This window comes from Phycisphaeraceae bacterium (genome assembly GCA_019636675.1).
GTDB lineage: Bacteria > Planctomycetota > Phycisphaerae > Phycisphaerales > UBA1924 > JAHBXC01.
Genome location: JAHBXC010000002.1, coordinates 423988 through 446609 on the forward strand (window position 1 = coordinate 423988; position 22622 = coordinate 446609).

Below are 22622 nucleotides of genomic sequence, written 5' to 3' on the forward strand. Positions count from 1 at the left end.
ACGGCGGGCTCACCCGCCTCTCGGAGCGTAGCGCCCTCCGACGCCGCGCAATCTGTGAACAGCGGGCCGTAGTTGCGCCGAAGGCGCTCTTGCGCGCTCCGGGAAGCTTCGATCAGCGGCCCGAGAAAGGGGTGCGCTCGATTCGTGCTCAAGCCGGCGCCACGCGCCGCGGGTCAGAGCGTGAAGTTGGCGTGTGGGTTCGTGGCGCCGGGGGAGGAGCCGCCGGCGTTGCCGGAGATCGCGCCGGCCAGTGTCGCCGCGACCACCAGACAAATCCACGATACTGCTACAGAAATGTTTACACTCCCGATCAGCCTACCGATGCTGCGCTATCGCTCAACTCGTCCAAGTTCGTCGGATAACCCGTAGAAGTTGGCATGCTCCATCGTGTCGATAGTGTTCAGGCACCGGGTTTTGAGCGCATCATCATCCGATTGCGTATAAAGTCGGATCACAATCTTCGAAAGGTCGCTCGCTACCATCGCTCCGCGCGTGCGAATATCGCCGGCATTGGTCTTGAACTGCTCGACACCTGCTTCGGCCAAGCGGCAAACGAGGTCCGGAAGACGGACGGGAGAGTCTTCGAGCGCATGGATTACAGGCTCGAGAGCCGTGGCACTAGGATTGGAGTCGAGAAACGCCCCCAACAGATCTGCTTGTTTTCTGGTTGCAAGCTCGGCGATGCGACGGAACGCGGTTGCGGCCTTTGCTCGGACATTGTCTGAAGGGTCGGCAAAGAACGGCAGCAGGAGTTCGCGACACGATGCGCCTACCTCTTTATTGGCAATGTTCGTCGCGTAGATCGTTGCCGAAGCCTCGCGCATCGCCGGCGTTCCTATGCGGACTTGTGCTGCATCCTCCTTTGCCATGTCGATGTTTAAGGCGAGCAAGCAGCATAACTTCGAACCCACCTTGACCGTCTTCGCGTCATCACTCGCTATCATGTTTTGAATAATAGGTCTGAGCGCCGCGTAGTCGCGATGGCCCGCGTAATGCACGAAGTGCTCAACCAAAGGAGTCTTAAGGAGCACTGCGTCAAGGCTGATGCACTCGACAAACCACGGGATAGCGAGGTCCGGTCGTTTGCTGAGCAATGCGAGCAAAGCGCGAACGGCTTGCGCACGCACTGCAATCGATGGATCGTGGGCGAGTCGGTCAATCGCCTTGATGAGAACATCGGTGGGTGGGTGGGTGGCGAACAGCAACGCCGAAATCGCATAGGCCGCGATACCACGCGTCGAATTCAAGCCAGCCATGTCTGGATCGCCGCCGTAGTAGACCTGGCCGCTGGGCGTGGGCTTACGCCACGCCTCTTCGCTCGGATCGGGGTCTTCTGTCGCATACCACGCGACGATGTCGACAATAGATTCGGGCCAACCGAGTTGGGTCCACTTTTCGACGAGGTGGGTGATTGAACGACCGCACGGCCGACCTGGCAGCGCGTGGATCCGAACTATAAGCGAGACGGCATCCGACAGAGTCACGCCGTTGCCGCTCGCTTCGACGGATGATTCGGTCGCGGCAAGGCCTTGGAGGATCGCGTCGAAGTAGCTCGCCGGGAGGCCCACAGACATTCGCTGTGTGAGTGCCGCGAAGCGTTTGGGTTGGGCCTTTGTCATCGACTCTAATGACTGCGCTAGTTGGCGTTCACCGCCCGAGGCTTCGATGTCTCTGTCACGGCGGTGCTCAACGCCAGCGTACTTCGCCATCGCCGAGAGCCACTGATCGTCCGTCATCTTTTCCATCGCTTCGGCGGGGACCGGCGATCCGACGCACACGAACTTGCTCGGTCTGGGACGCTCATATGTGGCATCCGGGAACTTGGCCCGTAGCTCGGCGAGTTTCGCACGGCCGACTGCTCCCAGCCGGCTCTGGTCCATGGCTGCCAAGAGCTGCAATTGCCGCAGTCCTCGCAGCGGAGGATTGCGCGACTCCCACTCGTCCCGAAGATCTACGATGGTGCTCTCCAAGCTCGAAAATGCTTCCTGCGAGCAGGCCTGAGACGCCGCCCGAACAGCCTCAATCGATCGGTAGTCGGAGGCCATACCCGCTCCTGCTCCCCAAGAGGCGTACCCGACTTTCAGCCGACGAGGATCCTCAACCAGATATCGCGCTAAGCGATCCGCGTATCTTGCTGACGCCGCTGACCACGCGCGGAGGACAAGGTAAGCGATAGTGTCATTGGAGCGCGTCATGTACGGACTGAACATCCGATCCAAATCATCTGGCGCCGAAACAGCCAGTGCCTCAAGCGCACGGGCTAAACATGTCAAGAGGGAAACATGGACTTGGTGCGCGTCGTCACCGTATGAACGGAAGCACCAGAGCGGATCAGAATCGAGATGGTCACGGCAGGGTTTCGAGTGCGTCGACACGATTTCTGCGACGCGTGGCAGGAGTTGCTCCACGAAGGCCATCGGCGACCCAGTTGCAGTCTTCACGATGACTCCGTGGTCGTCACCATCTTGGTCAAAGTGCTGCGACAGAGATGTTCTCGATTCGGATTCCCTGATGTTGGTCCTTCTGACCTCGCTCTCGCGGCACTCCGTACCCAGGCCAGACGGAATCGGTGCCGCATGCGTCTGCTGCCACACCTGAAGCTTTCGGTCAACCCAGGCGGCGATCGCCTCGGCGGCCATCGTCGGTGCCTTATCGCACATTGAATACAGCGTGCTCCACCAGTTGTCGTTTACCGCGACCCCGGGGCGTGTGTCATCAAGTGTACCATCGCGGATGAGGGACAGGAACAGGTTGAAGATCTCGCGGCTGTGGAAAACATCGCCACCCCGGCAGATGTACCGAAGGTAGTGTGTCCATGCCTCGTCGTTACACCGGTACTGCCGCAACAGCGCTGCCACGCGAGTCGATCGATGCTTAAGCACCTCCGGCATCGCGCAGAGCCAGACGACCCGCTCTCCCCTTTGCGACCCGCGGCTGGACAGCCCCGACTCCAGGAAACCGACCTCATCGAGCCTGTCGAACCAACCAACATGGTTCGAAATGACGCGGTTCACATGATGCAGCAAGTCTGGATTAGCGGCTTCAAGTTCACGCAGCACAGTCCATTCCGCGTGCGTCGGGTCTGGCGTGGTCGATATGAACTGCAACACGACACGCTTGATGTGGAATCGAACCCGAGTCTCGGTGAGGACAGACCGAAGCTCCGTCCCGTATCGCGCAGAATCAGTTGATCTCAGGAAGGAGAGCACTTGACGAACTTGAGCGCGGCGGAACAGGTGTTGCTCGCTGCTCAGCAGCAGATTGAGAAGACTTCCGCCCTTCTGCACAAAGCGGCGAGCGAAAGCGTAATCGAAGAATGTCTCGTGGAAAAAGCGGTAGCGGCCATCGGCCAGCACGAGGACATTCTCGGAGGCCAATGCGTCTGCGTCCGGGCGGAACTCATCAGGGAGCATGCTCGCTGGCGCTGAAAGCTCCTGCTGGTCGCTGAGCCATTGAGTGAGCCAATCTACGACAGCGGCAAGATTGCAACTTCGGCCCAGCCGCTGTGTGCATTGTTGCTGTTTCTCCGTCCAAAACGCCGCGAACAGCTGGTCTCGCGTTTCGAGGCGCTCGCTCTCGCCGTGCTCGAGCGACAGGAACATGGCGAGGTGCAGCGGGACGATCAGCACGGGCCTCAACTTGGGGTGAACCTTTCGCTCATCCAAGATCTCGTCCACTGTCTCAGTCGGAAACGATTGGATAGTGACGACTTCAAAGGTCGAAGTCTCGGCCTTGAGCGAACGCATCCGGTGATCGTGTTCAAGGTCGAATGCTCGGCACGCGACAATCACCCGAAGGTTTGGATACCCGTCGGCCTCGACCAATATCCGTTCGAAGAGTGACCAAACATCTGCTCGGCGGCCGGATGCGAGGCTCACGGCGTCGAGTTGATCAATGACCAGCACGCAATGTCCGCCGTCGGCCAGGCCGGCAAGCACTGCTGCAGGCGATGCGGGGAGGGAAAGTTCCTCGCCGAGCCGTTGCGGTGTGAGGATGCTTTCGTGGATGCTATCCATTCGGACAGGCAACACCGGGACGCCAGCCGCCCGAAGACGCTCGATGACACATGCCAACTCGCTGCTCTTCCCGGCACCGGCTCCGCCTGAGATCAGTGTGCGCCAGGCTACAGGGAGGTCGTCAGGACCGAGTAGTTTGTCGGCTCCGGGCAACTTCTGCAATGTTCCACCGATCAGTTGGTCGCAAAGCGGGCGCGTGTACGCATCGCATAGTGCGTCGACCTTCTCCCGGATGGTGGGGTCGACCTTCCAATCTCTGCGGCGGAGCCCATGCGTTGCCAGGTGATCAAGAAGCATCTTCCGATCAATCTGCTGGTGCATCTGGTCGATCAGGTACTCGGCCAGAAGTCTGCGGATGTGTCTCGCGTCAACCGAGCCGCCGATCTCCGGATAGAACAAGAGCGCGATTCTCGATTCGATCTGCGTTCGCAGCGATGTCTCGTCTGCGGTGCGGATCTGAAGACGCGTCAAAAATTGTCGTGTACATTCGCGGTCACCGCGGAACAGAGGGAGGAGGTACTTGTCGTGCTGGGCCTTGAGTTCCGCTGACTGGTCGAGCCGCTGTTGCAGTGAGTCTGCGGTTGCAGCGACCGATCGCATCTCTTCCAGATTCGCCGCGCCGAGTGTTGACGCAAACACGCCAACATAGCGAGCGTCACGGTCAACATGCGCTGCCAGATCGCCGAGGATTGATCTTCCGTGCTCGTCGCGGCGCGTCAGTGTCGCGAGCGTCCAGCCCGCAGCACTCGTCGTCTGGCGTTTCAACGACCAAAACTCGACTTTCCTCGTCGCAGTCTCGACCTTGAACTCGACTCCGCGGGACTGCTCTGGGGCGAGCGATTCGTAAGTTACATGCTCGGCGTAACCTTCGATCACGCGCAGCGCGGCATCGACTGTCCACAAGGCTTCGTACTGATCGCCGGCTTTGCCAGCCGCCCCACCTCTAGAAGGCATATGTAATACTCTATCCTGCGGAGCAGCCTGACGCGCGTGTGCTGACTGATGGCACACTGCCGCTGAGTTCCGCATGGCCCTGAATCTGGCCAGAAGCGGCTCTGGTCGTCTTGGGCGTGTACTTGATCGAAGGCATCACGCCGAACAGAAAAGTGGAGCCGGGGGGAATCGAACGCTGGGGAAATCGCAACTGGCGATCTCTCAGGTGGTTGTGACGCACAAACCGTCACACAGAAATCGCATCATCAACTGACAGAGATTGTCGCGGTATGGCCCGACCTGCCCCAATCGGTGCGCGATGCAGTATACACGCTGATTCGTCACTCGCAAGCAGATCGGGACAAACCGTGACATGCCGAGAGGCGTGGTGTCCGACGCTGCCATGACGGCGCGGTCCATGGACATCGAAACTCTTGCAGCAACGGTGAGGCCGGTGGTAGGATGGCGAGACGGAGGTGCAAAGCATGCATGACGAGGAATCCATCGGTCCACCCTTTCACATCGTGATCGGGGTAACTCGCTGCTACCGGTGCGGTGGCGCATTCGAGGTCGCGGCGATCGCAGGGAGCGATCCCGAGGGCCACGCCTGCTTCTCGACCCACATCGAATCGATGCCAGAGGCGCTTCTCGACGCCGTCCGTGCGCAGATCGCTGTCTACCGCAAGGTGTTCTCGAGGTCGGTCGGGCATCAGTACTATGCCAACATCTGCCCGCACTGCGATGCCCTCTCGGGCGACTTCTTCCTGCACCAGCCCGGCGAGCTCTTCGGGGTGATGGAGCCCGAAGACGCGCACGGGCTGCGAGTCATCTCTGTCGGACCCAATGTCAACGGATCGATCGTCGGCAGCGCTCTCTTCGGCTCGTCCCTCGATCTAATCTTCGAGGCTGCCACCAAGGCTTGACAAGCGTTGGAGCACGCGAGGCGGCGCGGAGACGAGCATGTTCACGGTCGAGATCGATCTGCATCTGACATTCTCACCGCCGATGCGCGACAACGACCGTGGCATCACCCTGACGAGGAGCGTCTCCCTGCCCTTTCCACCGTACGACGGGCTTCGGGTTTTCAGCGCCGAGATTGACACCTGCCCCGAGCCCGAGGGCCTGGCGCTCCGCGGCATCGTTTGGGACATCGACCGCGGCGTCTTCTACGCGTCGACCTACGCCAACAGCATGCTCGTACCGTTTGATGTGATACCCGCCGAGATCGCGGAGTGGCTCGATAGAGGATGGCGTTTCGGCAGCCATCGGGATCGCTACCGGCAGGAAAAGCCCGCAGAAGATGAGGCCGGCGACGAAGTCGAGCTCCCGGGCGATGAGTTCGCCGCGCTCGATGAAGCCACGAACGAAGAGCTGGAATACGAGAAACCGAAGCGGAAGCGATCAGCCGAGTTCAATCGCGTCTTCAAGGCGATGGCGAGGCAACTCGCGGAAGGGTTCAGCGACTTGCCTTCGGCGTACGCGATGCACAAGACGGGCGTCTATTTCGATGAGCGAGAGGGAGCACGCTGCAGCCGCCACGAAATGGGAGCCGCCGAAGCCAGGTTCTTCGCGGCGAAAGACGAGTTCGCCAAGTGGCCCTATGGGGAGCAGCACGCGTTTCGGGAGAAGATGCTGCGCACTCGACCGAGCTTGGAGCGGCTGGCAATCGATCGAGCGACAACCGCGGCGTGACTCCCCCAATTCATGTGGGTATCGCCCGACGCAGTTCTGGCAACCACCGGATCGACAGTCGAAAGGATACCGAACAAAACCGGCCGTCAGATGCTCAGAAACCGCCTTCAGAGGGTCGGGAAGGCGGGTCGCCCGGGTGAGTGGGGGGCCAGTCCACTGCGTCTCGGGCCCTCGTCAGGACGCAATGGAGGACGCAAGAGAGCGACCACCGGACTCGGGATCACGGAATCCGGTGGTGAGTGCACGGAACATCTCAACCGTGATATCGGACGCTCACGGAACACAATCGCGCTATCGTGCGTTGATCCGACATCGGACCGTCTTCATGATCCTCAGACTGATCGTGATCTTGACCCTGCTCTCGCCCGCCCTGGCGGGATTGGGTCGCACATGGACGCCGGGGCGTTCGTGCTGCGAGTCGGCTGTTGTCGTCGCGACTGCATCGGACCACTGCGCAACGCTTCAGCCTGCCGCGCCATGCGACAGCCCGCGCGATCGTCAGCACGAATGCTGCACAGGTGCAGCGGAGTGTGTTTGCGGCATCGGACAGGCTCCAGAACGCCAGCGGGCTCCGATGGCCCCGCTCCCCAGCCGCGGTGAGCACAAGGCGCCCGCGACACTTCCACGAGATTCCAACGAGAATTTCGGTGAGTTCGATCTGCGGGCGGGTCTGGCGGCCGTGCGCCCCGCGGTGCTCGTGATCTTCACGGCGTTACGGACCAAGAACGATGCCTTGGCGTTCCTGAGCGTCTGGCGAACCTAGAGCGCCCGATACGCAGGGACACTCTGCGCGGAGGGTCACGGTTCACTTGGCCCACGCGCGCCCCGTCGCGTATTCCGCGTTCGCCGCCGACGATCCCCACTCACATTCCCAGTGCATTGACATCACCGCGGTCGTTCGCGCTTGCTGCTCGGCGCGCGCAGACCCGTTGACGCACCCCCGTACTTGATAAGGACATGTTCATGCCCAGGTTTATGTCGCGTCGTTTCCCGCTCGCCCTTCTTGGTCTCGTTTCGTCGGCCGCATTCGCAGGTGACCCCGTCAACGCCATGTGCCCGATCGGCAAAGAGACGATCGTCGCTTCGGCGGGAACCGTCGAGTACAAGGGCAGGACCATCGGCCTCTGTTGCCCAGGATGCGGCAAGGAGTTCCTCGCGTGGGACGGCCCACGGAAGGATGAGTTCGTGGCCCTGGCGCTCGCCAAGCGTGAGCCCGGTCGCGAGCACGCGGTCGCTCCGGCCGCCGTCGGATGGAGCGACCCCTACCCGCTCGACACATGCCCCGTCTCAGGCGGCAAACTCGGCTCGATGGGGGATCCGGTCGTGAAGACCTACGACGGGCGCGAGGTCCGCTTCTGCTGCGACGGATGCGTCGGCAAGTTCGACGCCGACAAGGCCGGATACTTCGCGAAGATCGACCCGCGGATCGTGCGCGACCAAGCGCCCTTCTACCCTCTTGCCGAATGCGTTGTCTCGGGCGAGCCCCTCGCCGCAGGCGCCGTCAACCTCGTCTACGGAAACCGCCTTGTGCGACTCTGCTGCGAGATGTGCGCCGGCGAGTTCAAGGCGGATCCCGCTGCCCACATCGCCAAGATCGACAAGGCCGCCTCTGACGCGCAGCGCCCGAACTACCCGCTCGACACCTGCATCGTCGCCAACAGCAAGCTCGGTTCGATGGGCGAGCCGGCCGAGATTATTGTCGCCGGACGCCTCTTCCGGTTCTGCTGCGCCGGGTGCAAGGACGAAGTCCGCGCGCATCCTGCCAAGCACATCGCGACCCTCGACGCGGCCTGGCGCGGATCGGGCAAGGCAATCCCGGGCGCGTCCCCGGCGCCTCGCCGGTGAGCACGGGCTGTGGACAACCTGTTCGGATGGTTGGAGAGTACAGAACGGCATGTTGACACACGACTCGCGAGGATGCGACAATGCCTCAAACACACAATCGGCGATCTCGTATGAAATCAGTTCGATCCCTCGCAGGGCCCTCGGAGGGAACGTCATGAGTCGCGGCGCCTTTGTGGTGTTGCTCTCGCTCGCTTCTCTCGCGGGTTGCGTGCACACCCGCGATGTGCCCGGACCTGCACCGGGCCACCCGGCGTCCGCGGAGAGCGCCGCTGCGCCGTACACACCGCCCCCCAATCCGTTCGCGCGAGGCGCCGTTGGATCGAACGGGCCCGACGGCGCACACGGCAAGCACGCGGACCCTGGGCGGGATTCCGACGGTCCGATGACGCTGTATGTCTGCCCCATGCATCCGGAGGTGCGCGCCGACCGGCCCGGCGCGTGCCCAAAGTGCGGGATGCGTCTCGTCCCGCAGCGCGGCGTGGATGACCCCAATGCCCATCATGCACACCCGGACGAGGAGGCGCGCCCGTGACGCCGCGATTTTCCGTTATCGCTTTCCTCGTCGGGGCTCTGACGCTCGTCGGCTGCGCCGTTCCGGACATCGACGGATCGTTCGGGAGCGTGGGCGACCTCACTCGCGAGCGCATCGGGGCGGAGGTCGCGTGGCCCGTCACCCCCGAAGCGGCCACCGCCATCGACGAGCGGGTCGCAGTTCTGCTCGCGGAGCCGCTCGACGCGGAACGAGTCGTGGCGATCGCGCTGCTCAATAACCGACGACTCCGAGCCCGCTACGCCACACTCGGAATGGCTCAGGCCGATTTCATCGAGTCCGGCCTCCTCGACAATCCCATGCTGAGCGCTGGTGTCGCGTTCCCCGATCGGCCACCCAGCAAGACGGAACTCGACTTCGGCCTCACCCTGAACCTCCTGCGTGTGCTCGTGACGCCCGCGCGGCGAGAGATCGCCTCGCTGGGTGTGACCGCGACAACGCTCTTAGTCGCGTCAGATGTGCTCGATACCGCGACCGAGGCTCGCAGGGCATTTCTGGATCTCCAGGCGGCGACCCACACCAGCGAGATGTTGGGTGAGATCGCGCGCGCCGCCGAGGCGTCTGCGGAGTTCGCCCGTCGTGTCCACGCGGCGGGCAATCTCAGCGACCTTGCGCTGGCAAACCAGGAAGCGCTCTGGGAGCAGACGCGCGTGACCCACGCTCGGAGCCTCGCCGAGGTTCTTGACCGTCGCGAGCGCCTGAATGTTCACCTCGGTCTGTGGGGCGAGCGGACCGGCTGGACCATCGTTGGACGCTTGCCGGAACTTCCCCGGGCGGAACCCGACCTTGCCGATCTCGAATCGCTCGCGGTGAGACAGCGCCTCGATCTCGCGGCGGCCGCCGCAGAGGTTCAGGCCATCGCGAAAGCAGCAGGCCTCCAGCGCGACTGGCGCTACCTGCTCACCACGGAGGTCGGCGCGATAGCGTCACGCGGCTCGGACGGTCAATGGGTGTACGGGCCGGAGATCGCGCTCGAACTCCCCGTCTTCGACCAGCGACAAGGCCAGATCGTGCGGCTAGATGCGGAGCTGCTCGCGTCCGAGAGCCGGCTCGAAGCCCTCGCGATCGAAGTTCGATCAGAGGTGCGTCGCCTGCGTGACCGGCTCTACGCGATCCGGCACGAAGTGCAGCACTACCGGGATGTCCTGATCCCCCAGCGTGAGCGGATCACCCGTCTCACGCAGGAGCAATACAACTTCATGCTGGCGGACACCTTCGACCTCCTTGCCGCCAAGCGGGAGGAGTTCGCGTCGTACCGCGAGTACCTCGAACGAATCCACGAGTACTGGTCGACGCGCGCCGAACTGGAACGCGCTGTTGGTGGACGCCTGCCCATGCCCGAGCCCTCACCGCGCGAGTCGCCGCCCGCCGAAATTCCCGTCAACCATCACGATCACGGAGACCACTGATGCTCGACCGACGCTCATTTCTCGCGGGCAGTCTCGCCGCCGGGGCGGGTGTGATGCTCGTACGGCGCGCCAGCGCCGATGAAACCCCGCCGATCGCGCGGCCCAAGCCTGGCGCCGCGCCGCTGTCGAACCCGGACTACACCCCGGTGGTTACGCCCAACGGCACGACGATGCCCTATCGACTGCGCGAGGGGGCGAAGGAGTTTCACATCGTTGCGGAGCCGGTCGAGCGCGAGTTCGCCGACGGCATGACGGTGAAGTGCTGGGGATACAACGGGCAGACGCCTGGCCCGACGATCGAGGTGGTGCAGGGCGATCGCGTGCGCCTCTTTGTGACCAACCGGCTCAGGGAGCACACCAGCATCCACTGGCACGGGCTGTTCATCCCCTGCGGGATGGACGGCGTGACCGGGCTCACCCAGCCGGGCATCCAGCCCGGCGAGACCTGGGTGTACGAGTTCACCATCCCCGAGCAGCACGGGACATTCATGTATCACCCCCACGCCGACGAGATGACCCAGATGGCGTTCGGCATGATGGGCTTCTTCATCGTCCACCCGCGCGAGCCCCGGCGCGACCCCATCGACCGCGACTTCGCGATCATGCTCCACAACTGGGCCGTCCATCCGGGGACATACCGGCCCGATCCGGCGGTGATGGTCGACTTCAACATGTGGACCTTCAACAGCAGGGTGTTCCCGGGCACGGAGCACCTCGTCGCACGGTTAGGTGACCGCGTGCGCGTCCGGCTGGGCAACCTCAGTATGTGGAACCACCCGATCCATGTCCATGGGCACGCGTGGAAGGTCGTTGCCACCGACGGCGGACAGATTCCTGAGGCCGGGCAATGGCCCGAGACGACCGTGCTCGTGCCCGTCGGGACCACGCGCGATGTGGAGTTCATCGCCGACAACCCGGGCGACTGGGCGCTCCATTGTCATATGGCTCATCACACCATGAACGCGATGGCCCACGACATCGCCAACACCGCCGGCGTCGATCAATCGGGTCTCGAAGCGAAGATCCGCTCGATGCTCCCGGGCTACATGGCGATGGGCGAGCACGGCATGGCGGAGATGCAAGACATGGCCGAGCACATGCCCGGCCCGCGCAACACGCTCCCGATGATGTCGGGCAAGGGACAGTTCGGGAATATCGAGATGGGGGGGATGTTTACGGTGCTCAAGGTCCGGGAGGCCCTGTCGTCGTACGAAGATCCCGGCTGGTACCGGTTCCCGGAGGGATCGGTCGCGCGAAAGACTGAACCGTGACGACATGATCGCGCGGAAAGGACAGACCATGAGTACAGCGGAATAGAAGAAGAACAGCCGGAGTCTGGCCGGTTCGGTCGCCATTGGCACAGGTGTGATGATCAGCGCTGGGATCTTCGCGCTCACCGGACAGGTCGCCGAGCTGACCGGCGGGCTGTTCCCGCTGGCGTTCCTCGCCGCCGCCGTGGTCGTCGCGTTCAGCGCGTACTCCTGCGTCAAGGTATCCAACACCTACCCCTGCGCGGGCGGCCTCGCGATGATCCTCCAGCAAGCGTACGGGCCCGGCGTCGTCACGGCCGGGGGGGCCATCCTGATGTACTTCTCGATGGTCATCACCGAGAGCCTCGTGCCCAGACCGCTCCACTTGTTCTTGCCCTTGCTGTCGCGGTTGTCGCCGCCACCTTGACGGCCGAATGGCTGTTCCTGAAGCGGGCGGCGATCGTTCATCCTCCGAGGAAACCTCTTGACAAGGCCGGCGGCGACATATACCCTTAGGGGGTATGGGTACAAAGCCAAGCAGCCGATCCGCCTCCGGCGTCTGCGCAGAGCAGCGAGCCGCCAACCTCGCCCGGCTGAGACGCATCGAAGGGCAAATCCGCGGCATCGCGCAGATGGTCGAGCACGACCGTTACTGCGTGGATGTGTTGACGCAGATCGCGGCGGCGCAATCGGCGCTGCGCTCTGTTGGCAAGGAGTTGATGCGTCACCACCTGAAGCACTGCGTCGCCGATGCCGCGAAGCTCGGGAAGGCGGAGTTTGAAGCCGCGAGTGATGAGCTGATCGACATGTTGTTCAAGAACGCCCGATAGGAGTGTCCGATGCCCAAGGATCCAGTCTGCGGCATGGATGTGATGGAATCAGCGGCAGCTGCGCGTGTTCGGCATGCTGGCATGGAGCATCTGTTCTGCAGCAAGGGGTGCGCGGAGAAGTTCCGGGCTCACCCCGAGCGGTATGTCAGCGCGGCGCCGAGAACTTCCGGCGGCGGTCATTCGTGCTGTTCGAATGGGCACGGCGATCGGGCATCGGTTCCGGCGCAAGGTCCCAAAGACGCGATCTATACCTGCCCGATGCACCCCGAGGTCAGGCAGGTCGGCCCGGGCGACTGCCCGATCTGCGGCATGGCGCTCGAACCCCTCGACGCGACGGCGGAGCAGGACCTTTCCGAACTCCGCGACATGACGAGGCGGTTCTGGATCAGCGCTGTCTTCTCTGCGCCGCTCCTGCTGTATGTCATGGGCAACATGCTCTTCGATCACCCGTTCCATCGTGTGGTCAGTCCGGCGGTTTCGCAGTGGGCCGAGCTCGTGCTCGCCTCGCCCGTCGTGCTGTGGGGCGCGTGGCCGTTCTTCGTGCGCGGCGTGCGCTCGATCCGGGCACTCTCGCCCAACATGTGGACGCTGATCACGATCGGCGTTTCGATCGCGTATGTATTCAGCGTGGTCGCGACGGTCGCGCCGGGTCTGTTCCCCCAGGGCTTGCGCGACGCGTCGGGGCGCGTGCCCGTCTACTTCGAGGCCGCGGCGGTCATCGTCACGCTCGTGCTCCTCGGGCAGGTCATGGAGTTGCGCGCGCGCCAGCGCACCGGGAGCGCCATCCGGGAACTCCTTGAGCTGGCGCCGCCCTTCGCCAGGCGGATCCTGGCGGACGGTGGGGAGGAAGATGTCCCGGTCGATCGGCTCGCGCCGGGCGACCTCGTGCGCGTGCGCCCCGGCGACAAGGTCCCCATCGACGGCGAGGTCGTGGAGGGACGAAGCTCGGTAGACGAATCGATGCTCACCGGCGAGCCGATCCCCGTCGGGAAAGGCTCCGGCGATCCCGTCACCGGAGGCACGCTCAACAAGACCGGCTCCTTCGTGCTGCGCGTGAGCCGCGTGGGAGCGGAGACGACACTGGCGCAGATCGTACAGATGGTCGCCGACGCCCAGCGTTCGCGCGCGCCGATCCAGCGCCTCGCCGACGCCGTCTCGTCGTGGTTTGTCCCGGCAGTCGTGGTGATCGCGATGATCTCGTTCGTTGTGTGGCTCACGATCGGGCCCTCGCCCTCGCTGGGCTACGCGCTCGTCGCCGCGGTGTCGGTGCTCATCATCGCGTGCCCGTGCGCGCTTGGGCTCGCGACCCCGATGTCGATCATGGTCGCTGCAGGACAGGGCGCCAAGCAGGGCGTCCTCATCAAGAACGCCGCGGCGCTCCAGAAGCTTGAATCCGTGGACACGGTCGTCGTTGACAAGACCGGCACGCTCACCGAGGGACACCCCAAACTCGTGGAGGCGCGCGTCGTGGGCGGGGGCGAGGAGTCACGCGTGCTCGCGCTGCTGGCGGCGGCCGAGCGCGGGAGTGAGCATCCGCTTGCCGAGGCGATCATCGAGGGGCTCGAGGCACGATCCACCGAGCGGTTCAGCGCTTCCTCGTTCGAGAGCGTGACGGGCAAGGGCATCGTGGCGACTGTCGAAGGATCGCGCGTCGCGATCGGGTCCCCGCGCATGATGGAAGACGAGGGGGTCGATATAGCCAGGCTTGCGGAAGCCGCAGATGCGCACCGTCGCGAGGGCGGTACGGCGATGTTCGCCGCGATCGACGGCGAACTCGCGGCGTTGCTCGCGGTGGCGGATCCGATCAAGGCAACCACGCGCGACGCGATCAGGGCGCTCCATGCTCGCGGGCTCGTCGTCGTCATGCTCACCGGCGACAACAGGACCACCGCCGAAGCGATCGCGAAGCAGCTCGACATCGACCAGGTCCACGCCGAGGTGCTTCCAGAGCAAAAAGCGGAGAAGATCCGCGCTCTCCAGGCCGAAGGTCGCACGGTCGCGATGGCGGGAGACGGCGTCAACGACGCGCCGGCGCTCGCCCAAGCCGATGTCGGCGTCGCGATGGGCACCGGGGCGGGGGTTGCCATCGAGAGCGCCGGGATCACCCTCGTCGGAGGCGATCTCAACGGGATCGTTCGCGCGCACCGGCTCAGCCGAGCGACCATGCGCAACATACGCCAGAATCTGTTTTTCGCGTTCGTCTACAACGCGGCCGGGGTCCCCGTCGCCGCTGGCGTCCTCTACCCCGTCTTCGGCGTGCTGCTGAGCCCGATGATCGCCGCCGCTGCGATGGCGTTCAGTTCGGTGTCGGTCATCGCGAACGCCCTGCGGCTGCGGCTCATCGTCAAACCCCAGTCGCGTTGAACATTCGCGAGTCCCGCGCGACCGCTTCGGGAGGAAGGGTTTCATGGACAACGCTGTTGCGCTCGTGCAGGCCTACCTGCGCGTGAATGGGTACCTGACGGTCACCGAGTTCCCCGTGGTGCAAGCGGCGGACGCTGGCGGGTATCGTGCCGCGACGGACCTCGATGTCCTGGCGTTCCGGTTCGGGCGCGCGAGCGTTGCCGGGCAGGCGGTCACGGCCTCGGGCCGATCCCACGGCCCGACACTCCCGGTCGATCCCACGCTCGACGCGCGTGCAGACCTCCCTGATATGATCATCGGTGAGGTCAAGGAGGGCCGCGCATCGCTCAATCAGGGCGCGATCGACAAGGCCGTCCTCAGCGCCGCGCTCGCGCGATTCGGATGCTGTGATCCCGAGGACGCTCGTCCCGTCGTGCAGGAGTTGATCCGCCGCGGCAGAGCGACCATGGCGCACGGCCATCGCGTCCGACTGATCGCATTCGGATCGCATCCCCCGGAATCGTCTTCCCCTCGCCACGATGTGATCCTGCTCGGGCATGTGCTGTCCTATCTTCGTCAGCACCTACGGGCGCACTGGGCCGTGTACCAGGTTTCAGACACGAAAGACCCTGCTTTGGGGTTTCTGAAGCTGCTGGAGAAGGCTGGCGTCGATGCTCGCCTACATGGCGATGACCGAGGGGATGGCAACCCCGGTCCGGGTCCATCATCCGGCGTATAGGGCGATCACTCGAGCGTGATGGACGCTTTCGAAGTCAGCCGATACTCTTAGGACGATGCATCGCCCCATCCCAGCGCATGTTCCTCGATCCGGGCGCCGTTCCGCGGCATCGGTGGCGGTGCGCATGCTTGTAGTGGGGTTTATGATCCCGCTGCTGGTGCTCAGTCTCTTCCGGGGCTCCGATGTGCTTGTCCACGGGCATCAGGGGGAGTCGGCGCACCTGCACATGGCGCCGCTGAGCATCGCGGGCGGCGCGGCTGCGGCCGCGGCCAGGCACGACGAGGCCCACGGGCACTCCCACGCCCACGATCACGGCGCTCCCGCGAGCGACTCGGACGATTCGCCGCTCGGCTTGCAGGTGACGATCCACGATCACGAGCAACTTCCGTCAAGGAGGGTGCAGGTCGCCTCCGACGCGGAAGTTTTGGCGGAAGTGTTGATTAATCCGGTCGTCATCGACGCGTGGGCGTCGTTGCTGCTCGCTCTGGCCGATGACATCGCCGGCCCGGAGCGACCTCCGACGAGGTTGTCCAGCGTCGAACGCACGAGTGGGCGCTTCAGCGACCGGCGTGCACGCACGAGCAACGCCTTCCTGATTTGAACGAGAGACAGTTCTTCGTGCCGCGACCTCGGGGATGAGGTAAGCGGTGTCGTTGTCCTGTCCCGGGCCGGCGTGCCCACTCCTCATGTTCATCAGGAATACTTCCGTGGCATGCTCTTTCATGCGCGAGCGTTTTCGACCGGGATCTTCCCGGTTCAATCGGATCAATCGACCACGCCCAAGGGCAACGGGGATCGCCGCGACGGTGCTGTTGCTGGTCGGCGGCTGCCGCGGCTACGAGGCCGCGCCGCTCGACCTGTCGGCGCACCGGGACGCGTGGCGGGCTCGAACGCCGTCTGATGACCCTGTCGTGGAGTTTGCTCGGCGTCTGGCTCGGTCCGGTGAGCCGGGTGTGTTCGACCTCACCGACGGGCTTAGTCTCGCCGAGGGTGAGATCGTGTCGCTGGTGTTCAACCCGGACCTGCGCCTTGCCCGGCTGCGGGCCGGGGTTGCGGCGGCGACGGCGGAGCATGCCGGGCTGTGGGACGACCCGCAGATCGGCGTCGACTTCCTGTCGCTGACAGAAAGCGCGCCCAATCCACTGGTCGTCACGCCCGGGTTGTCGTTCACGATCCCGATCTCCGGTCGGCTCGAAGCCGAGAAGGCCCGCGCGGACGCGGCGCTCGCTGCGGAGCTGACGCGGGTCGCCGAGCGGGAGTGGCAGACTCGTGTGGAGGTCAGAAAGGCGTGGCTGCGATGGTCGGCGGCTCTGTTGAGGGCCGAACAGACCGAGCGGCTGCTCGCGTCCATCGAGTCGCTCGTCGGTTCCACCGCGAGACTCGCCGAAGCGGGTGAGATCGTGCGGACCGAAGCGGCGCTGTTCATCATTGAGCAGGGGAGTCAGCGCCAGTCGCTCCTTCGCGCTCGGGGGGAGGCGGCTGAAGCCGAGCAGACTCTGCGATCTCTGATGGGGCTTGCCCCTGACGCGCCGCTTGAACTCGTGCCTACGGTCGTCCTGCAGGCGGCGCCCGAGGACATGACGCCCGACGCGATCGCAGAACGCAACCTCACGCTTGTACGGCTCCGCGAGGAGTATGAGATCGCCGAGCAAACGCTCCGGCGAGAGGTGCGCAGGCAGTATCCCGACCTGACGATCGGCCCCCTCGCCGAATTCGACCGGGGCGACACGCTCCTGGGCTTCTCGCTGGCGCTGCCGATACCGATCCTGAACGCGAACAAGCAGGGCATCGCCGAAGCCCACGCCGAGCGCGACCTGGCGCGGGCGGGGTTCGAGACCGCGTACGAGCGGCTCACCGGATCAGTCGCGGCGACCCGCGCGCGTCTCGCCAACTTCCGCGAGCAACTGGAGTTCATCGAGACAGATATGGCCCCGATGGTTGACCGGCAACTCACCGACGCGCGGAGCCTGCTCCAACTCGGCGAGAGCGGCACGCTCGTCCTCCTCGAAAGCCTGACGCGCGTCGCGCAGACGCGGATGGCCGTCATCGACGCGCGGCTGGGCGAGTCGCTCGCGATAGCGGAACTCGCCCTGCTCGTCGGTCCCCCTACGACGCCGACCGTCCAGCCATCGAACCCCCAACTCCCGAATGCGACCGAGATCGCCCCCCTGACGCACGAGGGCGACGCCGCCCGCGAGGTGAATCCATGACATGCACGCCAACTCGACTCCGCCGACTCTTGACGCTCTCTCTGCTCGTGACGCTGGTGGCAGCGGGCTGCTCGCGCACGAGCGATCGCGCCGGCGCGCCCCAGCAGGAAGCACCCGCGACCGCGGCGACCAACCGCATCGACATCCCCGCGACCGTGCGGACGAACCTGGGTATCACGATGGTCAAGGTCGAGCGCCGATTCGTGGAGAGCACCATCCGTGTCCCCGGGGCGTTCGAGCTCCAGCCGCTCGCCCGGCACGAGTACCGCCTGAAGTTGCCCGGGACCGTTCAACTCGAAGTCGACCAGTACCAGCGGGTCCAGCCGGGGGATCTGCTCTATCGCTTCCGCTCGCCGCAATGGCCAGAACTGGAGCACGAGATCATCGTCGGCGAGCAGGACATCCAGTCGGCGATGGCCGAGATGGAGGTCGTCCGGGCTCGCATCGATGAAGCCGAGCAACGATTGGATGTCACGCGGCGGCGTCTGGCGTCATTGACCGATGCCGAGATCCGCAGCGCCGAACTCGAAGCGCAGGCCGCGGAGACGGAGGCGAGCCTGCCCCGGCTGCGCGCCGAGTTGCGTCTGGCAGAGACCAAGCGCGCCAATGGAGAGCGGACCCGCGAGCACGCGCTGCACCGCGCTTCGGCGGCCTCGGGCATCCCGACAGACCGGCTCACCGCCCCCGTCGAGCACGAGGGGCTGAAAGTCCCCGTCTATCAGACCATCGAATGGATCGAGGTGCGTGCCACCGAGCCCGGCGTGGTGGAAACCCTGGCCATCACTGACGGATCTTTTGCGGAATCACCGTCCCTCGTGTTGTCCACCGTTGATCCTAGCCAGGTTCGATTCCGTGCGCTGGCGCTCCAGTCCGACCTCGCGCGGCTCGGGTTGACGCCCCGGGGGCGTCTCGTGCCGCCCTCGACGCCCGGCGTCTCGCTCAGCGACGGGGTCGAGGCGTCGGTCATGATCGGGCTCGAGGCACACCCTTCGCAGCGGACCGTCACGCTCATAGCAACGCCTTCCGAGAGCCGGCCGTGGATGAGGCCGGGTATATCCGCGTTCCTCGAGGTTGTGGCGGAATCCAGCGGAGGTCCCGCGCTGGCAATCCCCCGGGCCGCGATCGTCAAGGACGGCATCACGCATGTCTTCTTCCGGCGCGACCCCCAGGATCCCAACAAAGCGATCCGGGTCGAGGCCGACATGGGCGTCGACGACGGGCGATGGGTCGTGATCCACAGCGGGCTTTCGCTCAACGACGAGGTCATCCTGAACGGCGCGTACGAACTCAAGCTCGCCAGCGAGCAGAGCGGCGCGACGCAGAAGGGCGGCCACTTCCACGCCGACGGCGCCTTCCACGGCGAACACTGAAAGGAGCGAGATCTCATGCTGAAGCGACTTATCCAGTTCTCGCTCGATCACGCCGCGCTGGTGCTGGTGCTCGCGGGCGTCGTGCTCGCGTTCGCGGCCGTCCGCCTCCCCGGGACGCCGGTGGATGTTTTCCCCGAACTCAACGCGCCGACCGTGGTGATCATGACCGAGGCGCCCGGCCTCGCCGCCGACGAGGTCGAGCAGTATGTGACTTTCCCGATCGAGACATCGGTCAACGGGATTCCCGGTTTGCGGCGTGTGCGAACGAGCAGCGCGATCGGGCTGTCCATCGCCTATGTCGAGTTCGACTGGGGGATGGATATCTACCGGGCCCGGCAGCTCGTCTCAGAGCGGCTCGACTCGGTCAGGGATGAACTCCCGCCCGGCGTTCACGCCGAGATGACGCCCATCACGAGCATCACCGGCGAGATCATGCTCCTCGCGGTGTCGTCGCCCGGGGGGACGGTCCCGCCGATGGAACTGCGCGCGTACGCGGAGTTCGACCTGCGGAACAAGTTGCTCGCTATCCCGGGCGTCTCGCAGGTGGCGGTGATCGGAGGCGAACTGCCGGAGTACCAGGTGCTTGTGGAGCAGGAGACTCTGAGGCTGTATGACCTGTCGGTGAACGATGTGATCGCGGCCGCCGGTGAGGCCCACAGCACGCTCAGCGCCGGCTACCTGCCCGATGTGGACAGTCTCGAACTTCCAATCCGACAGAGCGGACGGGTTCGCTCGGTGGCCGACATCGCGGGCACAGTCATCAAATATCACGATGGCGCGCCGGTGACCATCGGGCAAGTTGCTGATGTTCGTCTTGGCCCCGCTCCCAAGAGGGGCACGGGCGCCGACGCTGGCAAGCCCGCGATTGTTATGACCGTGCAGAAGGCCCCCGGCACGAACACGCTGGCCATCACCGACCAGATCGACGCCATGCTCGACGCGCTCGAGCCGTCGCTCCCCGATGGCGTCCGGGTCAACCGGCAGATCTTCCGGCAGGCCGACTTCATCGGCCTTTCCGTGAACAATGTCTTCCACGCGTTGCGCGATGCGGCGATCATCGTTTCGATCATCCTGCTCCTGTTCCTGCTCAACCCCCGCACGACGCTCATCACGCTCACGGCTCTGCCTCTCTCGCTGGCGGTCGCCCTGCTCGTGCTCGACTGGATGGGCGAGACGATCAATGTCATGACGCTCGGCGGGCTCGCGATCGCGGTCGGGAGTCTTGTTGATGACGCGATCATCGATGTCGAGAATGTCTTCCGTCGCCTCAGGCAGAACGCCGCCCGGGCCGAGGGAGCGCGCCAGCCCAAGCTGAAAGTCATCTTCGACGCGAGCAACGAGATCCGCCCGGCGATGGTCTTCGCGACGATCATCATCGCGCTGGTCTTCCTGCCGCTGATGTTCCTGGAGGGCATCGAGGGCAGGTTCTTCCGCCCGCTCGGCATCGCCTTCGTGGTCTCGATCATGGCGTCGCTGGTCGTGGCCCTGACCGTCACACCGGCGATGTGCCGCTACCTGCTGCGCGCCAAGCCGAGCAAGAGCGAGGCGTCGGACGGGTTTCTCGTGCGGTTCCTGAAGCGAATCTACAAACCCGGTGTTCGGCTGGCGATCCGGCTGCGCGTGCTCGTGCTCGCGCTCGCTGGTCTCGCGACGGCCCTGGCTCTCTTGCTCGCTTCCACCTTTGGAACATCCTTCCTGCCCGAGTTCAACGAGGGAACCTTCACGGTGGGAGTATTCGCCCCGCCCGGCACCTCGCTCGCCGCGAGTGACCGCATGGCGTCCGCGATCGAGCAGCAACTCCTCATCGTGGAGGGCGTGAAGAGCGTCACCCGACGCACGGGGCGTGCGGAACGCGACGAGCACGCCGAGCCGGTGAGCAATTCCGAGATCGAGATCACGGTTCTTCCTGGCTATAACGACATCGCCGTCCGAGAGCGAATATCCCTGATCCTCGAACAGGCGCCCGGGATCACCACCAACATCGGGCAGCCGATCGAGCACCGCCTGAGCCACATCCTTTCGGGCACGCCCGCGGCGATCGCGATCAGCGTTTACGGCGATGATCTCGCGACGCTGCGCATCATCGCGAAAGAGATCGAAGCCGCCCTCAAGCCGCTCCCGGGCGCCCGGGATGTCGCGGCCAATCGCGAGGTGATGATCCAGTCGCTCCCGGTGGAGTACCAGCCCGCCGAACTCGCGGCGTATGGCCTCACGCCACGCTCGGCGGCGGAACAGGTCCGCAACGCGATCTTCGGCGTGCGGGTCGCCGAGGTGAACGAGGGAGTCCGAAGGTACTCGCTGGTGGTCCGCCTCGATGAGGAAGAACGCGGCACGGTCAGCGATCTCAAGAACCTCGTGCTCCGGGGCCAGGGCGGGGCCCTGGTCCGCCTCGGGGAAGTCGCTGTCATCGGGCCGGAGATGGCGTCAAACCTCATCGCGCGCGAGAACGCGCAGCGGAAGGCCGTCGTCTCGCTGAATGTCGCCGAGGGTTCGAACCTCGGGCACCTCGTCACGCAGGTTCGCGAACGGGTCGATCCGATCGTGCAGCGTCGCGGCTACACGGTGCATTACGGAGGGCAGTTCGAGGCCCAGCAGTCTGCGAGCAGAACGATCACGCTTTTCAGCGGGCTTGTTGTGCTGATCATGGTGGTGCTGCTGAACCTCGCGATCGGTTCTCTGCGGGTCGCGCTGCTGGTTCTCGTCAATCTCCCGCTGGCGCTCATCGGCGGCATCCTTGCGATCTTCCTCACCGAGTCGCCCAACCCGCTCACCAACGCGCTGGCGCTCTTGGGTGTGGGCTCGTACATCGCGCCGGTCATTTCCATCGCCAGTCTCGTCGGCTTCATCACGCTCTTCGGCATCGCCGTCCGCAACGGCATCCTTCTGGTCAATCACTACAAGCACCTGATGACCGAGGAGGGCGTGCCGCTACACGAAGCGATCGTGCAGGGGTCGCTGGAGCGGCTCGTGCCGATCCTGATGACCGCGCTGACGGCGGCGCTCGCATTGATCCCCATCATCCTCAAGGGCGACAGGCCCGGCAACGAGATCCTGGCGCCGCTCGCGGTCGTCATCCTCGGCGGCCTGCTGACCTCCACATTCCTCAATCTGGTCGTCGTGCCCGCAGGGTTCGCGGCCATCCACCGCCTCAAGCCCCCGGCCCGTGCCGAGAATGTGTGACTTCGATCGATCAATAATCATTGATGAAGGAGATTACTTTTATGAAGTTGACACAGTCAGTCACCGCATCCTGCCTGGCCCCTGCTCGCCGCGCTCGGACTCGCCCTGAGCGGCTGCGGCGAGTCCGGTTCGGGCGACGACCATGCCCACGGCCCGGACACTCATGATCACGCCGAGGGCTCTCACAGCCACGCCGACGGCTCGGTCCATAGCGATCACGCCGATGACAGCCACAAGAGTATGGACGATCACGCC

General features: G+C 64.6%; 14 protein-coding genes. 13 read left to right on the forward strand and 1 reads right to left on the reverse strand.

Annotated elements, in window-relative coordinates:
* Nucleotides 1-329 precede the first annotated feature (329 nt).
* On the reverse strand, nucleotides 330-4970 hold the full coding sequence (locus KF684_08415; GenBank protein ID MBX3352946.1) for an ATP-binding protein: 4641 nt from the start codon (nucleotides 4968-4970) through the stop codon (nucleotides 330-332).
* A gap of 464 nt (nucleotides 4971-5434) precedes the next feature.
* On the opposite strand from KF684_08415, the gene KF684_08420 reads away from it, so the two are divergent.
* The 13 genes from KF684_08420 (at nucleotide 5435) to KF684_08480 (ending at nucleotide 22367) form a co-directional block, all read left to right on the forward strand.
* Nucleotides 5435-5872: a hypothetical protein gene (locus tag KF684_08420; GenBank protein ID MBX3352947.1), complete on the forward strand. Its 438-nt coding sequence runs from the start codon at nucleotides 5435-5437 to the stop codon at nucleotides 5870-5872.
* A gap of 37 nt (nucleotides 5873-5909) precedes the next feature.
* Complete coding sequence (locus KF684_08425; protein ID MBX3352948.1) at nucleotides 5910-6641, forward strand: hypothetical protein; 732 nt, start codon at nucleotides 5910-5912, stop codon at nucleotides 6639-6641.
* A 963-nt stretch (nucleotides 6642-7604) separates the two neighbouring features.
* On the forward strand, nucleotides 7605-8486 hold the full coding sequence (locus KF684_08430; protein MBX3352949.1) for a hypothetical protein: 882 nt from the start codon (nucleotides 7605-7607) through the stop codon (nucleotides 8484-8486).
* Nucleotides 8487-9014: 528 nt separating this feature from the next.
* On the forward strand, nucleotides 9015-10445 hold the full coding sequence (locus tag KF684_08435) for a TolC family protein (protein ID MBX3352950.1): 1431 nt from the start codon (nucleotides 9015-9017) through the stop codon (nucleotides 10443-10445).
* The gene (locus KF684_08440) at nucleotides 10445-11716 is read left to right on the forward strand and encodes a copper oxidase (protein ID MBX3352951.1); all 1272 of its coding nucleotides are present in this window, start codon (nucleotides 10445-10447) and stop codon (nucleotides 11714-11716) included. Before KF684_08435 ends, KF684_08440 begins: the two co-directional genes overlap by 1 nt.
* Nucleotides 11717-11810: 94 nt before the next feature.
* A complete protein-coding gene (locus KF684_08445; GenBank protein ID MBX3352952.1) occupies nucleotides 11811-12122 on the forward strand; it encodes a hypothetical protein in 312 nt (103 codons plus the stop codon).
* 94 nt (nucleotides 12123-12216) lie between these two features.
* Complete coding sequence (locus tag KF684_08450; GenBank protein MBX3352953.1) at nucleotides 12217-12525, forward strand: metal-sensitive transcriptional regulator; 309 nt, start codon at nucleotides 12217-12219, stop codon at nucleotides 12523-12525.
* A gap of 9 nt (nucleotides 12526-12534) precedes the next feature.
* A complete protein-coding gene (locus tag KF684_08455; GenBank protein MBX3352954.1) occupies nucleotides 12535-14889 on the forward strand; it encodes a heavy metal translocating P-type ATPase in 2355 nt (784 codons plus the stop codon).
* Between the two features lie 43 nt (nucleotides 14890-14932).
* A complete protein-coding gene (locus KF684_08460; protein MBX3352955.1) occupies nucleotides 14933-15607 on the forward strand; it encodes a hypothetical protein in 675 nt (224 codons plus the stop codon).
* A gap of 142 nt (nucleotides 15608-15749) precedes the next feature.
* Complete coding sequence (locus KF684_08465; protein ID MBX3352956.1) at nucleotides 15750-16208, forward strand: hypothetical protein; 459 nt, start codon at nucleotides 15750-15752, stop codon at nucleotides 16206-16208.
* Nucleotides 16209-16413: 205 nt separating this feature from the next.
* Nucleotides 16414-17817, forward strand: coding sequence for a TolC family protein (locus KF684_08470; protein ID MBX3352957.1), 1404 nt, complete (start codon nucleotides 16414-16416; stop codon nucleotides 17815-17817).
* A gap of 29 nt (nucleotides 17818-17846) precedes the next feature.
* A complete protein-coding gene (locus KF684_08475; protein MBX3352958.1) occupies nucleotides 17847-19187 on the forward strand; it encodes a hypothetical protein in 1341 nt (446 codons plus the stop codon).
* 15 nt (nucleotides 19188-19202) lie between these two features.
* Entirely contained in the window at nucleotides 19203-22367 is a 3165-nt protein-coding gene (locus KF684_08480) for an efflux RND transporter permease subunit (protein MBX3352959.1), read from the forward strand.
* Nucleotides 22368-22622: the final 255 nt, after the last annotated feature.